This window comes from Streptomyces sp. NPDC058373, from assembly GCF_042723275.1.
Classification (GTDB): domain Bacteria; phylum Actinomycetota; class Actinomycetes; order Streptomycetales; family Streptomycetaceae; genus Streptomyces.
The window spans coordinates 167,578-181,918 of record NZ_JBHXJE010000006.1; the positions used below are offsets into that span (position 1 = coordinate 167,578).

The 14,341-nt window shown below is 73.9% G+C and carries 11 protein-coding genes; 1 reads left to right on the forward strand and 10 read right to left on the reverse strand.

Features of this window, described 5'->3' with window-relative positions; all coding sequences use genetic code 11:
• Positions 1-80: 80 nt before the first annotated feature.
• From ACFWMZ_RS06645 to ACFWMZ_RS06690, 10 genes are all read right to left on the reverse strand, one after another.
• Positions 81-983, reverse strand: a complete 903-nt coding sequence (locus ACFWMZ_RS06645) for a tryptophan 2,3-dioxygenase family protein (RefSeq protein ID WP_383181120.1) — start codon at positions 981-983, stop codon at positions 81-83.
• A gap of 401 nt (positions 984-1,384) precedes the next feature.
• The gene (locus ACFWMZ_RS06650) at positions 1,385-1,798 is read right to left on the reverse strand and encodes a DUF3151 domain-containing protein (RefSeq protein ID WP_383181117.1); all 414 of its coding nucleotides are present in this window, start codon (positions 1,796-1,798) and stop codon (positions 1,385-1,387) included.
• A 35-nt stretch (positions 1,799-1,833) separates the two neighbouring features.
• Positions 1,834-3,393 carry an MFS transporter gene (locus ACFWMZ_RS06655; protein WP_383181114.1) on the reverse strand — a complete coding sequence of 520 codons (1,560 nt, stop codon included), beginning with the start codon at positions 3,391-3,393 and terminating at the stop codon, positions 1,834-1,836.
• Positions 3,394-3,505: 112 nt separating this feature from the next.
• Entirely contained in the window at positions 3,506-4,657 is a 1,152-nt protein-coding gene (locus ACFWMZ_RS06660; protein ID WP_383199803.1) for a MalY/PatB family protein, read from the reverse strand.
• Positions 4,658-4,780: 123 nt separating this feature from the next.
• The gene (fbaA, locus tag ACFWMZ_RS06665) at positions 4,781-5,830 is read right to left on the reverse strand and encodes a class II fructose-bisphosphate aldolase (RefSeq protein ID WP_383181217.1); all 1,050 of its coding nucleotides are present in this window, start codon (positions 5,828-5,830) and stop codon (positions 4,781-4,783) included.
• Between the two features lie 272 nt (positions 5,831-6,102).
• Positions 6,103-6,651, reverse strand: coding sequence for an orotate phosphoribosyltransferase (pyrE, locus tag ACFWMZ_RS06670; RefSeq protein WP_383181108.1), 549 nt, complete (start codon positions 6,649-6,651; stop codon positions 6,103-6,105).
• Between the two features lie 491 nt (positions 6,652-7,142).
• Positions 7,143-7,940 carry an aldose 1-epimerase gene (locus ACFWMZ_RS06675; RefSeq protein WP_383181105.1) on the reverse strand — a complete coding sequence of 266 codons (798 nt, stop codon included), beginning with the start codon at positions 7,938-7,940 and terminating at the stop codon, positions 7,143-7,145.
• An 89-nt stretch (positions 7,941-8,029) separates the two neighbouring features.
• Entirely contained in the window at positions 8,030-9,082 is a 1,053-nt protein-coding gene (locus tag ACFWMZ_RS06680; RefSeq protein WP_383181102.1) for a hypothetical protein, read from the reverse strand.
• 161 nt (positions 9,083-9,243) lie between these two features.
• Positions 9,244-10,929, reverse strand: coding sequence for a polyamine aminopropyltransferase (locus ACFWMZ_RS06685; protein ID WP_383199813.1), 1,686 nt, complete (start codon positions 10,927-10,929; stop codon positions 9,244-9,246).
• Positions 10,930-11,140: 211 nt separating this feature from the next.
• Complete coding sequence (locus tag ACFWMZ_RS06690) at positions 11,141-11,686, reverse strand: DUF2617 family protein (RefSeq protein ID WP_383181099.1); 546 nt, start codon at positions 11,684-11,686, stop codon at positions 11,141-11,143.
• Positions 11,687-12,735: 1,049 nt separating this feature from the next.
• Between ACFWMZ_RS06690 and ACFWMZ_RS06695 the strand changes: the two genes are divergently transcribed.
• Positions 12,736-13,932, forward strand: a complete 1,197-nt coding sequence (locus ACFWMZ_RS06695) for a pyridoxal phosphate-dependent aminotransferase (protein ID WP_383199805.1) — start codon at positions 12,736-12,738, stop codon at positions 13,930-13,932.
• Positions 13,933-14,341 lie beyond the last annotated feature (409 nt).

Sequence of the window (14,341 nt, forward strand, 5' to 3'; positions counted from 1 at the left end):
TGGTCGGTCGTGCGGACGTGGTCGGCGTCGCCACGGGTGCGGCGGCCGGGACGGGCCCGGTGCCCGGGGCTGGACGGACCTCAGACATAGCTGCGAGCCGTCCACAGCTCGGGAAAGACCGTCTTGCCGGCGCGCTTCTCCAGCCAGGCGACCCCGGCGGAGCCACCGGTGCCGGTCTTGGCGCCCATCGCGCGGCGGGTGGCGGTCAGGTGGTCGTTGCGCCAGCGCCACACCAGCTCGGCCACGTCGGTCAGCACCTCGCCGAGCCGCAGCAGCTCGGCGTCGACGGCGGGCCGCCCGGCGGCGGAGTCGGCCGCCTCGTCGGGCCCGGTGGCGGGGCCGACGCCCTGGGCGCCGTAGATGGCGGTCCAGACGGCCTCGACCTCGCTGGACGGCTCGTAGCGCTGGGTGAGGTCGCGGTCCAGCACCTCGGCCGGGATCGGGTGGCCGCGCCGGGCGAGGAGGCGCAGGACCTCGTCGTAGAGGCTCGGCTCGTGCAGCGCCTTCTCCAGCTCGGCGTGGACGCGGGGCGCGCCCCGGTGCGGGACCAGCATCGACGCGGACTTGTCCCCGAGCAGGAACTCCATGCGCCGGTACATCGCCGACTGGAACCCGGAGCCCTCGCCGAGCGAACCCCGGTAGGAGTTGAACTGGGCCGGGGTCAGCCCGGAGAGCGGCCGCCACGACTCGTTGAGCGCGGCCATCTCGCGCAGCGAGCGCTTGAGGGCGTCGAGCGCGGTCGGGATGTCGTCCCGGCGCAGGGCCGCCGATGCGGTCTCCCACTCGTGGACGATGACGGTGAACCACAACTCCATGACCTGGGTGGTCACCAGGAACACCATCTCGCCGGGGTCGTCCGACCGCAGATGCTGGAGGTGGGTGAGGACGTCGGCCTGGACGTAGTCCTCGTAGGGGGTGGTACCGGCGAAGTCGAGATTCGGGGTGTCCGAACCGGCTTCCGTGGCACCGAGGTCGTGCGACATCTCTGTCTCCTCGATACGAACTACCGGGTAGCGGTCCGCTCGACCGCCCACCGCACGACGTGCCGTGGAAAGCGGGAGCTCCGGTCCCCTCGAACCCTCCGGCGCGCGGACCGCGCGCACGGGCTCACCTCGCATCATCCGATGCCGGAGCCGCGACTGCAAGGCGAGTGCGAACGGCACGGAAGGCGGGGCGAACACAGGGGCGAGGGGGAGCCCTGCCGGGGGCCTCGGGGAGCACCGGCCCTCACCACGGCGCCCCCTTGTCCACAGGTGTGGACAGAGCCGCCACCAAGCCGACGCCCGCCGCCGCCCCGGACACGGCGAAGGCCGAGCGGAACCCCGCCCGGCCTCGCACCGCACACCTCGTCGGCGCTTGTCGGCGCCTGTCGGCGCCGCCCGGATCAGCCCAGGGTCTGGGCCGCCGTCGGCGAGGAGTCACGCAGGAACTCCGTGCAGCGCTCGTACTCCGCCTGCTCCCCGATCGCCCCGGCGGCGCGCGCCAGCGCGTGCAGGGCGCGCAGGAAGCCGCGGTTCGGCTCGTGCTCCCACGGCACCGGGCCATGGCCCTTCCAGCCGGAACGGCGCAGGGAGTCGAGGCCCCGGTGGTAGCCGGTGCGCGCGTAGGCGTAGGACTCGACCACGCTGCCGTTCTCGAAGGCGGCGTCGGCGAGCTGGGCCCACGCCAGCGAGGACGTGGGGTACTTCGCGGCGACATCGGCCGGGGCGGCACCGGCGGCGAGCATGTCGCGCGGACCGGGGTCTTCGGGCAGGTGGGTCGGGGGCGGTCCCCCGAGCAGGTTCTCGTGAATCGACATGGGTTCCAGTTTGCCTGGCCGTTGCCCGAGTTCCGCTACCGGTCCGGCTCCGGCTCCAGCGGCGGCGCCCCCATCGGACAACTGGTCCTGGGCTCGGACCGCCGCAGCGCCGGATCGTCGGCGGGCCTGCGTACCTGCCACCAGGCGAGGGCGGCACCGATCACCAGCAACCCGGCGCACATCGGCATCGCCCGGCGGAAGGCCCCGGCGAACTCCGACGCCGACCGGTACGCCTCCGGCGACATCCCCGCCAGCAGCGGCAGCGCGGCCACCGCGAGGAGCCCGGCGGCCCGCGCGGCGGCGTTGTTGATGCCGCTGGCCAGCCCCGCCTTCCCCGCGTCCACCGAGGCCAGCACGGTCGCGGTCAGCGGCGCCACCATCGTCACCAGCCCCACCCCCAGCAGCCCCACGGCGGGCAGCACGTCGGTCAGGTACGAGGCACCAGGCCCGACCCGGATCATCAGCAGCATGCCCGCCGCCGCGATCAGCGGGCCGACCGTCAACGGGATGCGCGGACCGATCCGCTGGCCCAGCTCACCGGATTTGGCCGAGAAGAGCAGCATCAGCACCGTCGTCGGCAGCAGCGCCGTCCCCGCGCCCAGCGCCGAGTACCCGGCCACCACCTGGAGCTGGATGGCGGCGAGGAACATGAAGCCGCCGAGCGCCGCGTAGACGCAGAACGTCACGATGTTCACCGAGGTGAAGAGGGACGAGGAGAAGATCGACAGCGGCAGCATGGGGTCCGAGCGCCGCCGCTCCACCCGGACGAAGACCACGCCCAGCGCCAGCCCCGCCACCGCCGACCCGACCACCAGCGGCGACGCCCCGTCCGAGGCCGCCTCGATCAGCGCGTACGTCACCAGGGCCAGGGCCAGCGCGCCGAGCCCGGCCCCCAGCACGTCGAACCGCCGCCGCCCGTCCGGCCCGGCCCGCACGCCCTCGGGCACGCTGGTGTCCCACGACTCCGGTACGTGCCGCAACGCCACCGGTACGCAGACCAGGGCCAACGGCACGTTGAGCAGGAAGACCCAGCGCCAGCCGGGCCCGTCCACCAGCCAGCCGCCCACGAACGGGCCGATCGCCGAGCCGACGCCGCCCAGCCCCGACCAGAGCCCGACCGCCCGCGCCCGGTCGTCCGGATGGAACCCGGACTGGATCAGCGCCAGCGACCCGGGGGTGAGCAGCGCCCCGCCGGCCCCCTGGAGGGCGCGGGCGGCGATGAGCACGATGTCGTTGGGGGCGAGACCGCAGGCGAGCGAGGCCAGCGCGAACCAGACGACGCCGATGACGAAGACCCGCCGCCGCCCGAACCGGTCGCCGAGCGCCCCGCCGAGGAGGATCAGCCCGGCGAGGGTGACCATGTAGGCGTTGACGGTCCACTGGAGCGCCGCCATGTCGGTGTCGAGGTCGCGGCCGATCCGCGGCAGCGCCACGTTGACCACGGTCGAGTCGAGCATGGCCATGCTGGAGCCCAGCACGGTGGTGAGGACCATCCACCGGCCCGAGGCGTCCTTCAGCCGGATCTCCCCGGCGCGCTCCATGGCTCCGCCGCCCGCCGCGCGCTCGCGCCGCCGCCCGCGCCGATGAGGTGCCATGGACCGATCGTGGGGCCGCCCACCGCGCCCTGCCAACGCACGGGGGCCAGGCGGGTCCGGACCGTACGCCGTGGCCGGCGGCCCCGAGCAGGCGTCCAGGCCGCCCCCGGTCTCAGCCCCGCACCGCCCTGATCAGCGCCTCCACCCCGGCCTCCGCCTTGGCCCGGGCACATCCCGCGTTGAGCCGGACGAAGCCCGGAGCCCCGTAGACGGAGCCGCGCATGATGGCGACCTTCTCGCGCTCCACCAGCACCCGCTGGAGCGCGTCCTCGTCGACGCCGAGCGGCCGCAGGTCGATCCAGGCGAGGTAGCCCGCCTCCGGCGGCGTCCAGCCCAGCTCGGGGAAGGCCGCGCCGAGGCGGTCGGCGAGCAGGGCGAGGTTGCCGCCGATGTAGGAGCGGGCCGCGTCGAGCCAGGGGGCGCCGTGCCGGTAGGCGGCGATGTGCGCGGTGAGCGACAGGACGGCGGGCGAGGCGAGCCCTTCGCCGGTCTCCATCCGCCGGACGAACTCGGCGTGGTCCTCCGCGCTGCCGAGGAAGCCGTACGAGCCGGTCAGCGCGGGGAAGTTGAACGCCTTCGAGCCGGAGGTGATGAGCGCCCACCGTTCGTCAGGGGCGCCGAAGCGGGTCCAAGGGAGGTGGGTGCGGCCCGGGTGGACGAAGTCCGCGTGGATCTCGTCGCTGATGACGGCCACACCGTGGCGGCGGGCGAGGGCGGCGAGCGCGGTCAGCTCCTCGGCGCTCCACACCTTGCCGGTCGGGTTGTGCGGCGAGCAGAGCAGCAGGATCCGGGCGCGGGGACGGGCGAGCAGTCCGTCCAGGACGCCGAAGCCCGGGTCGTCCAGCGGCGCGGGCACCCGGACGCGGCCGAGGCCGTCGACGGCCTTGCGGAACCCGTCGTACGTCGGGGTGTGCAGGACGACCTCGTCGCCGGGCTCGGTCCACATCCGCAGGAGCTGGGAGAGCTGGTTGAGGACGGAGGGGGCATGGACGAGCCGGTCGGTGTCGACGGCGGTGTCGTGGCGGGTGGCGAACCAGTGGGCGACGGCCGGACGGAAGTCACCGAGGCGCCAGTCGGTGTAGCCGAAGACGCCGTGGGCCACCCGCTGGTGGAGCGCCTCCAGGATGACGGGCGCGGCCGGGAAATCCATGTCGGAGATGGTGAACGGCAGCAGCCCGTCCACCCCGAACCGGTCGGCGACGCCGTCCCACTGCACGCTCCACGTGCCGTACCGGTCCACGGGGGTGTCGAAGTCGAAGCTCACGGGCGGCCCTTTCACGGGACGGGGTGCGGGGAAACGGCGCGGGCCCGGCCCCCTTCGGAAGTGAACCGAAGGGAGCCGGGCCCGGTGGCGCGGTGGGTCAGGATCTCAGGGCCTGTCCGGCGGTCACTTGAGGCGGGTGCCGGCCGACCGCAGGTTCTGGCAGCCGACGACGACGCGGGCGGCCATGCCGGCCTCCGCGGCCTTGCCCCAGGTGCGGGGGTCGTACTGCTTCTTGTTGCCGACCTCGCCGTCGACCTTCAGCACGCCGTCGTAGTTGCGGAACATGTGGTCCACGACCGGGCGGGTGAAGGCGTACTGGGTGTCGGTGTCGATGTTCATCTTGACGACACCGTTGCCCAGCGCGGTGGCGATCTCCTCCTCGGTGGAGCCGGAGCCGCCGTGGAAGACGAAGTCGAACGGCTGGCTGCCCGCGGCCTTGCCGAACTTCTCGGCGACGCTGGACTGGAGGTCCGCCAGCAACTCGGGACGGAGGACGACGTTGCCCGGCTTGTAGACGCCGTGGACGTTGCCGAAGGAGGCGGCCAGCAGGTAGCGGCCCTTCTCGCCCAGGCCCAGGGCCTCGGCGGTGCGGATCGCGTCGTCCGGCGTCGTGTAGAGCTCGTCGTTGATCTCGTGGGTGACGCCGTCCTCCTCGCCGCCGGTCGGGGTGATCTCGACCTCAAGGACGATCTTGGCGGCGGCGGCCTTGGCCAGCAGCTCCTGGCCGATGGTGAGGTTGTCCGCGAGGGTCTCGGCGGAGCCGTCCCACATGTGCGACTGGAAGAGCGGGTTCTGCCCGGCCTTCACGCGCTCCTCGGAGATGGCGAGCAGCGGGCGGACGTAGCCGTCCAGCTTGTCCTTGGGGCAGTGGTCGGTGTGAAGGGCCACGGTGATGTCGTACTTCGCGGCGACGATGTGCGCGAACTCGGCGAGCGCGACCGCGCCCGTCACCATGTCCTTCTTGTGCTGACCGCCCAGGAACTCCGCACCACCCGTGGAGATCTGGATGATGCCGTCGCTCTCCGCCTCCGCGAAGCCGCGCAGCGCGGCGTGGAGCGTCTGCGACGAGGTCACGTTGATGGCCGGGTAGGCGAACTTGCCTGCCTTCGCCCGGTCGAGCATCTCGTTGTAGACCTCGGGGGTTGCGATGGGCATGTGTTCGCTCCTTGTGATGTGCCGGTACGTACTTGGCCCTGACCTGGGGGCGACGACATCGTCGCGCCCATCTTTCCAGACTTGCCCCCAGCCTCCACCCGAGGGGACGGCCGGGATGGCGACACTTCCCGCCACAGACCCACACAATCCGCCACACCCGGCCCCGTCCAGGTCCGGTCCGCGCGAGTACGCGATGTTTCACGGGAAACCACGCCCCGTTTCACGTGAAACCGGACATGCGATGTTTCACGTGAAACATCGCCCACGCCCCCTGCCCTACGGCGCCGGAGTCAGCCCAGACCCAGCTCGTCCAGCGCGTACGCGTACAGGTACGGCACGCCGGCAGTCTCGGCGATCTTCTCCCCGGCCCCCGTCGCCCGGTCCACGATCGTCGCCACCGCGACCACCTCGGCCCCCGCCTCACGGGCCGCCTCGACAGCGGTCAGCGGCGACCCACCGGTGGTCGAGGTGTCCTCCACGACCAGCACCCGGCGCCCCTTGATGTCCGGCCCCTCCACCCGGCGCTGCATCCCGTGCGCCTTCGCCGCCTTCCGCACGACGAACGCGTCGAGCCGCCGCCCTCGCGCCGACGCCGCGTGCAGCATCGAGGTGGCCACCGGGTCGGCCCCCAAGGTCAGCCCACCCACCGCGTCGAACTCCAACTCCGCCACAAGATCGAGCATGACCTGACCGACCCGCGGCGCCGCGGCCCCGTCCAACGTCACCCGCCGCAGATCCACGTAGTAATCAGCCTCCAGCCCGGAGGAAAGGGTGACCTTGCCGTGCACGACGGCCTTGTCCTTGATGTCCTGCAGCAGCTCGCCACGTACGTCACTCATGCCGCGAATTTTACGGCCGCGCCACCCCGCACCCCCCGCCGGTCCATCCGCCCCACCAAACGGAACAGCAACGGAACAGCACCCACCGACAACCCCACCCACCACCGGCGGCTCCCCGCCGGCGAGACGGGAGGGCGGGGACGGGCCGGGGTGCCCCCGCAGCAGACTGACGTGAGGAGCCAGAATGACCCAGCTGGCTCCCACCTCGTCAGTCTGTGAGGAGGTACACCGGTGCGGCCCCGCCCGCACCACCCCACGGACAAACCGCGAACCCCTCGACAGGGCCACACTCATAGCCAGCGGCAACCGACAAAACCCCAGCCCGGCCCGCGCTTGGGGCCACCTTCGGCCGGCACGGCCGAGCGGCGCTCACCAACCCCCAGCCCGGCCGGCGCTTGAGGCCATCAGTGACCGGCACGGCCGAGCCGGCCAGGACACCAGAACACAGCCTGCCGGCCCCTGAGGCACCGCATCCAAGCCGCGCCGCAGGCTCACCCCAGTCGCCAACTCCACGTAGTGCCCGCCTCCAACGGCTCCAACGGCGTCACCAGCCGAGGCGCCGTGTTGAGCCCGTTGGGCGGCCCGGTCTGCGGCTCGACGCACACAGCCTCGGCCTGCTCGTCGTAGACGACCACCCACTGCTCCCGCGAGGCCACGGTGAGCTCCAGCTCCCCGGGCCACACCACCTTCACGTCCACCCCGTCCGGCATCCCGAAGCAGTCGTCCCAGGGCCCCGGGGTCGGGGCGATCCGCCGCCCGGTGGGCAGGTGGTCCGCGCCCCGCTCCTCCTGCCAGGCCGCCTCGAACTCCAGCCGGACGTTCTCGCCGCCCCGCCCGAGGTTCCGCAGGAACCAGGGGTGCCACCCGACCTGCGCCGGAAAGGAGCTCTCGTACGCCTCGACGCCCATGGAGAGCGTGAGCTCACCGTCCCCCAGCGCGACGATCTGCGTCACCCGGCCCGGGAAGGGCCACGGCTCACCCAGCTCGTAGGTGAGCACGGCCTCGGACTCGGAGGCCCGGGCCACCTTCCAGCTCACCTCGCGGCCGGTGCCGTGGATGGCGTGGGGCGGGTTGTTCAGCGGGAGCTGCCGCACCTCGGCCCCGTCCCGGAACCGCCCCTCGGCCACCCGGCCGCACCACGGCACCATCGGGAAACTGCCGAACCCCGCGCCCTGGCGCAGCAGTTCCACGCCACCGATCCGCAGGCTCGACAGCCGCCCGCCGTTGCCCGCGTCCACCGACACCTCGGCCTCGCCCGCGGCGAGCCTCACCACATCCTCAGTACTCACGCCTCGACCCTAGAGGAGGGGCGCGGGTTCCACATGGGCGGCGGGGCCCGGGCGCCGGTCCGCCGCCCCGAAACGCTGGGCCACCCGGCTCAGCGCCGCCGCAGCGCGCGCCCCACCACCACCGCCGAGGCGACGACCAGGGCTGCCGCCGGGGCGGCCCAGCGCAGGGTGGCAGAGGTGGTGGAGGAGGCCGGGGCGGGGACGGGGGCGTAGCGGCCGCGCGGGGGCGCGTGGTCGACCTCCTCGGCGCTGCGGCCGATCATCGTGCGCCGGGCGTGGGCGGCCTCGGCGGGCTCGATGTCGGGCACCTCGATGATCTCCTCGACCTCCTCGTCGAGGTCCACCTCGTCCTCGTCGAACTCGTCCTCGTCCTCGGCGCCGTCCCGGCTGTGGATGGCCGCCGCCAGCTCCTCCGGGGTGATCTCGTCCTCGTCGGTGCCGGGGGCGGCCGCCGCGGGCTCCGCGGCCTCGTCGGCGCCGACCTCACCATGGTCCCCGTGGCCACCGGAAGCCGGAGACTCACCGGCCGGAGCCTCCTGGAGCGCCGCCGCGCCCCCGCTCCCGCCCTCGCCCGCCGGGCCGCTCCCGGGCTGCCCGCCCGGCTGTTCCGCGTACGCGGCGAGCGCCTCCACCGCCTGGGTGAGCAGCGCGCGCATCCCCCGCTCCACCGCCGCCTCGTCGAGCCGGGCGCCCCGCCCGTCGACGCGGGCCCGCGTGTCCAGCGCGACCAGGGTGCCGCCCTCGGCCGGGGTGAGCCTCAGCCGCACGGTGGCCTGCCCCTGACCCGTACCGCGCACCTCGCCGCCCTCGGCGTGGAAGGTGTACGTGCCGTCCGCCGCGGTGGTCAGCCGCAGCGCGCCCCGGTACGTGATGGTGCGCCCGGCCAGCCGCAGCCGCAGCCGCCCGGACAGGGCGGAACCGGCGCCCGCGCCGTCGGCCGGAGCCTCCGCCGACGGGCCCTCGGCCCGGGCGGCGCCCAGCGGTTGCCCGGCGCCCTCGGGACGGGGTCCCTCGGCCCCCGCGCCGCCGCCGGGCGCGGGATCAAGCTGGAGTCCGGGGACGCCGCGGACGGCTGTCGCGGGGGCCCGCAGCGCGGCGCGCAGGGCCTCGGCGGACACCGGAACGAACACCTCATGCTCCATGCCAGCCGAGCCTACCCACGCTGACGCCGGTCTGTACCCGCGTCGACGGCGCCGGATGGACGCGGAGCCCTTCCGCGCGGGGGCCCGGGGCCCTGCGCGGGCGGGCTCCACCCCGTCCGCCGTGGCCGCGCGCGGCCCGCCCTCGTGCCCGCCCCTCCAGGTCAGTGCGGGTAGCGCGGATGGCTGAGGGTGGAGGGCGGCAGCCCCGGCAACCGGGTGGCCTCGGCGGCCAGCCCGCCGGAGCGCAGGGCGGCCCCGTCCAGCGTGAGCGGGGGTCCGCCGTCCCCGGGCGGGGCCAGGGTCAGCGGCTGGCGCTCCCGGCCCGCGAGGAGGAACCCCCAGTCGGGGGCCTTCGGGTGGTCGCGCAGGGCGCGGTCGGGGCGGAAGGCGAAGGCTCCGTCGTGCCCGGCGGCGCTGTAGGGGGTGGTGAGCAGCCCGGCGGCGCGCACGGTGGCGTCGACCGTCCAGAAGGTCTTCGGCCGGTCGGCGGGGGAACCGGAGTGGACGGCGAGCCTGCCGCCGGGGGCGAGCGACCGCGCGGCGAGGCCGAAGAACTCCTCGGAGTACAGCTTGGTGCTGGAGGTGATGCCGGGGTGCGGCAGGTCGGCCACGATCACGTCGTACCCGCCGCCGCCCCGCCCGTCCCGGCCGCCGCCCGCCTCCCCCGCGCCCGGGCGGCCCGCCCGCAGCCAGTCGAAGGGGTCGGCGGTGACCGGGCGGAGCCGCGGGTCGCCGTAGGCGTGGCCGTTGAGGGCGGCGAGGCCCGGGTCGCGGCGGGCCAGGTCGACCACGGCCGGGTCGAGTTCGACCAGGTCGACCCGGCGGACGCCCGGGTGGCGGAGGACCTCGCGGGCGGCCAGCCCGTCCCCGCCGCCGAGGATCAGGACGCGGGCGTGCGGCCCGGCCATCGCGGGGTGCACCAGCGCCTCGTGGTAGCCGTGTTCGTCGGCGCCGCTGACCCGCAGCCGGCCGTCGAGGTAGAGGGCGAGGCTCCGTCCCTCGCCACCGGTGAGGACGATCTCCTGGATCTCGCTCTGCACGGCGAGGCGGACGTCCGTCCCGTACATCGCCCGGCGGGCCGCCGCCTCGAAGTCGCCGACGAGGGCGGCGGCGGTGCCGAGGAGGGCGAGGACGACGACGTTGAGCAGGATCAGCAGCCGCCGGGAGCGGCGGGAGAGGTCGCGCCCGAAGAGGCCGAGCACCAGGGCGCCCCCGGCGAAGGCGTTGACGGCGCCGGTCAGCAGGGCGCCGGTGAGCTGGCCCAGCATCGGCAGCAGCAGGAAGGGGAAGGCGAGGCCGCCGACGAGGGCGCCCACGTAGTCGGCGGCGAAGAGGTCGGCGACGGCGCCGCCCGCGTCCTGCCGCCGGATGCGCTGCATCATCACCATCAGCAGCGGAACCTCCGCCCCGATCAGCAGCGAGAAGGCGACCATCAGGAACCGGGCGCCGCCGAGCCCCCCGGCCAACCACTCCGGGGACCAGGCGAAGCAGGCGTAGAGCGCCAGCGCGCTCACTCCGCCGACCAGCGCGAGGATCGCCTCGACCACCCCGAAACCCAGTGCGGCGCGGCAGCGGAGTCGTTTCGCCAACAGGGCGCCGACGCCCATCGCGAAGACCATCACGGAGAGCACCACGGAGGCCTGGGTGACCGAATCGCCCATCAGGTACGAGGCGAGAGCGACCAGTTCCAGCTCGTAGACCAGGCCGCAGGCGGCGCAGACGAAGACGGTGGCCAGGACCAGCAAGCGCGCCGGTCCCGGGCCCACCGGCAGCCCGCCGCTGAACTCCCGATCCCGCGAAGCACGTTCTGCTCCGGGCGCGGGTCGGGTCGGGGCTACGGGTTCCATCACGCGGTGAACGCTACGTCACCACTGCACCACGTTTTGTCACCCGGAAGAGTGCCCCGGGAGCGGGGAGCGGGCACGGGCGCACCCCGTCGCCCCGCACCGCGCGCGCGAACCTCCCGCACGCCCCACGCGCCCCGCCCGCCCCACCGGGCGCCCCGGCGCCGCGCACGTACGCCGTCTCGCAGACCCCCCGCGGCCCTGCGAGAACAGGTCAGCCGCGGGCAGCCTCCGCCGACTCCCGCACCGGGCGGGTGCTGCGCGTCCCCGCCCGCGAGCGGGTGACGACGAGCTGCCCCTCCTCCGGGTACGCGTGCCAGGTGCGCCAGTGCATCTGGCCGTCGCGCCACTGGGCGATCAGCGCGGTGAAGGCGTCGGGGCTGCCCGGGAAGACCCCGGCGAGGCCGTGCGGGTGGTCGGCGACGAGGGCGAGGAGTTCCTGGGCCCGCCCGGAGAAGGCGCTCGGCGTCATCACCTCGACGCGCGCCGAGAACTCGTACTCCCAGTCGCCGACCCGCTCCGAGACGCCGACCGGCAGCGGACTCTTGCTGCCGGGGATGCAGGCCACGGTCTCCGAGCAGAGCCCGCGCTCCTGCTCCAGCAGCACCTGGTGGGAGGCGCCCAGCAGTCTGAGCTGCAACGCGTTGCCGCCCAGGCGCAGGTCGAGGGTGGCGAGGGCGGGCAGCGGTTCGCGGCCCAGGGCCCAGGCGAGGTCGGACGCACGTGTATCGGTGTAGACGGTCTTGAGGGTCGTGAGCATGACTCGGCTCCGCAACACGCAGGAATGGGTGGCCGCCCCTCACGGGAACTCGGAGTACGCGGGCCAGGGGGAGGCCGACAAGTCCTGTGCCCGCCGGGCGCTCCGGGCACCGTGCGGGACTTGTCGGACACCCCTCTGGCGCGGCCGGCGAAGATCCGGGGGGCTGTATGGACGGATTCGAGGGAATCACGAACGGCCTTTGTGTCACAGCGTTTTTACCCGATCACAGAGGGTTTCCATCCCCCCGGGGGTGAAATAGCTCAACCGTTCAACCATCTACACCCGCAACCTCGCCCCGGCCTCCGCCACACCAGCCCCGCACACCCCAATTGCCGCTCCGCGCAGGTGAATCGATTCCCCGTCACCTCCCGACACACTGCCGGCGCCCGCGCCCGCACTCCCCGTGTGAGCCGGGCCTCTGGACGCGGGGGCGTACGAGATCCGGCGCGCGCCTGACGAGCGCGCGCCGGGAGTGAGCCGTACGACCGGTCGCGGCGCCTCAGCTGCCGCCGCCGCACCCTCCGCCACCGCCACCGCCACCGCCGCAGGACGACCCGCCGCCGCAGCTGTGCCCGCCGCCGGACGAGCCGCCGGACGAGGACCCGCTGTCAGAGGAGCCGCTGTCCCACCAGCCGCCCCCGCCGCCGCAGCTCCCGCCGGACGACCCGCCGGAGGCCCCCGAGCCCACGCCCGTGCCCGTGCCCGAACGGCGCCCGCGCTTCTCCGACGCCTTGCTCCTCCGTGCCGCGACCAGGCACACGACCGCTATCACCACGAATCCCGCGAATACGAGCATCACAGTCCTCCCCGTAGTCGTCCCCGGCCCCCTGTGTCCGCCGGGTCCCGGGACGGTCTCCCCGACCGCCGGCACCCCCCCGTGACGGGGCACGCCTTGACGATCCCCCCGCCCCCGACGCCCAAAGCGGAATTGAGCAACTCCAGAGGTTCGCGCCCCCGCCGCCCCCGGCTCCGCCCCGGCCCGCCTGGCACAATGGCCGCTCGGCACGGGTCCGGCACGCCGGACAGGGCGCGACGGACGGCGGAACTCCATGAACGACAGGCCCCTCCTCAACCGCAGGCTGGCCGAATTCGGCACCACGGTCTTCGCCGAGATGTCGGCCCTGGCCCAGCGCACCGGCGCCATCAACCTCGGCCAGGGCTTCCCCGACACCGACGGCCCCGAGGAGGTCCGCGAGGCCGCGGTCCGCGCGCTGCGCGACGGCCGCGGCAACCAGTACCCGCCCGGCCCCGGCATCCCCGAGCTGCGCCAGGCCATCACCGAGCACCAGCAGCACCGGTACGCGCTCACCTACGACCCCGACACCGAGGTCCTGGTCACCGCCGGCGCCACCGAGGCCATCGCCGCCTCCCTGCTGGCCCTGGTCGAACCGGGCGACGAGGTGATCGCGCTGGAGCCGTACTACGACTCGTACGCCGCCTCCATCGCGCTGGCCGGCGGCACCCGCGTCCCCGTCCAGCTCCGTCCCGACACCGGGACCGGCACCTTCCGCCTCGACCTCGACGAACTGCGCGACGCCGTCACCCCGCGCACCCGCCTCATCCTGCTCAACACCCCGCACAACCCGACCGGCACCGTGCTGACCCGCGAAGAACTCGCCGCAGTCGCCGAACTCGCCGTCGAACGCGACCTCCTGGTCGTCACCGACGAGGTCTACGAACACCTCGTCCTGGACGGCGCCCACCTGCCGCTCGCCTCGTTCCCGGGCATGCGCGAGCGGACGCTGACCATCTCTTCGAGCGGCAAGACCTTCTCGTTCACCGGCTGGAAGGTCGGCTGGGTCACCGGCGCCCCCGCCCTGGTCTCGGCCGTCCGCGCGGTGAAGCAGTTCCTCACCTTCGTCTCGGCGGGCCCCTTCCAGTACGCCGTCGCCGAGGCCCTGCGCCTCCCCGACGCCTACTACGACGGCCTGCGCGCCTCCCTGCGCGCCAAGCGCGCCCTGCTCACCGAGGGCCTCACCGCCGCGGGCTTCGGCGTCTTCCGTCCCTCGGGCACCTACTTCATCACCACCGACGTCCGCCCCCTCGGCCACACCGACGGCATCGACTTCTGCCGCCGACTCCCCACCCGCGCGGGCGTCGTCGCCATCCCCAACGCCGTCTTCTACGACGACAAGGCCGCCGGCTCCCCCTTCGTCCGCTTCGCCTTCTGCAAGAAGGACGAGGTACTGAGCGAAGCGGCGGAGAGGCTGGCGGGGCTCGGGCCCGCCCCTGCCACCGGCCGTTGAACCGTCCTCCCGCTGTTCGGCGCGAGGAGACGGCGGGCCCGGCCACGTCACCGCCGGTATCGCCCGGGATCGGTCGGCAGAGCGTCGATCTTTCCCTTCACACGCCGCTGACCCGCGAAGACACGTGTCCTATGACGTGGCGTCAGCCCGGGGGCCGGATAGCGCCTGGTACTGCCGCACACCACACGTCTGACGTTGATCCGCTCGAAAGCCCCCCGCACCAGCCGGAGTCGACCAGTGGACCGCCGCTCGCTGTCCGCTGCCGCCGCCCACGCGGCGGACACGCTCTCCCGCAGGGTCAGGGGTGCGGGGCTAGGCCCTGTCCGGCGGATCTTCGTGGGCCTGCGACGCCTGGCACGCACTCTCGCCGTACGCCCGAATCACCCGAGTACGTCCAGTACGAGGGAGA

Excerpts from the sequence above, each read along its gene's own strand:
- ACFWMZ_RS06680 (WP_383181102.1), bottom strand. The coding sequence starts at position 9,082 with ATGGAGCATGAGGTGTTCGTTCCGGTGTCCGCCGAGGCCCTGCGCGCC.
- ACFWMZ_RS06685 (WP_383199813.1), bottom strand. The coding sequence starts at position 10,929 with ATGGAACCCGTAGCCCCGACCCGACCCGCGCCCGGAGCAGAACGTGCT.
- ACFWMZ_RS06645 (WP_383181120.1), bottom strand. The coding sequence starts at position 983 with ATGTCGCACGACCTCGGTGCCACGGAAGCCGGTTCGGACACCCCGAAT.
- ACFWMZ_RS06695 (WP_383199805.1), top strand. The coding sequence starts at position 12,736 with ATGAACGACAGGCCCCTCCTCAACCGCAGGCTGGCCGAATTCGGCACC.
- ACFWMZ_RS06690 (WP_383181099.1), bottom strand. The coding sequence starts at position 11,686 with ATGCTCACGACCCTCAAGACCGTCTACACCGATACACGTGCGTCCGAC.
- pyrE (WP_383181108.1), bottom strand. The coding sequence starts at position 6,651 with ATGAGTGACGTACGTGGCGAGCTGCTGCAGGACATCAAGGACAAGGCC.
- ACFWMZ_RS06650 (WP_383181117.1), bottom strand. The coding sequence starts at position 1,798 with ATGTCGATTCACGAGAACCTGCTCGGGGGACCGCCCCCGACCCACCTG.
- ACFWMZ_RS06655 (WP_383181114.1), bottom strand. The coding sequence starts at position 3,393 with ATGGCACCTCATCGGCGCGGGCGGCGGCGCGAGCGCGCGGCGGGCGGC.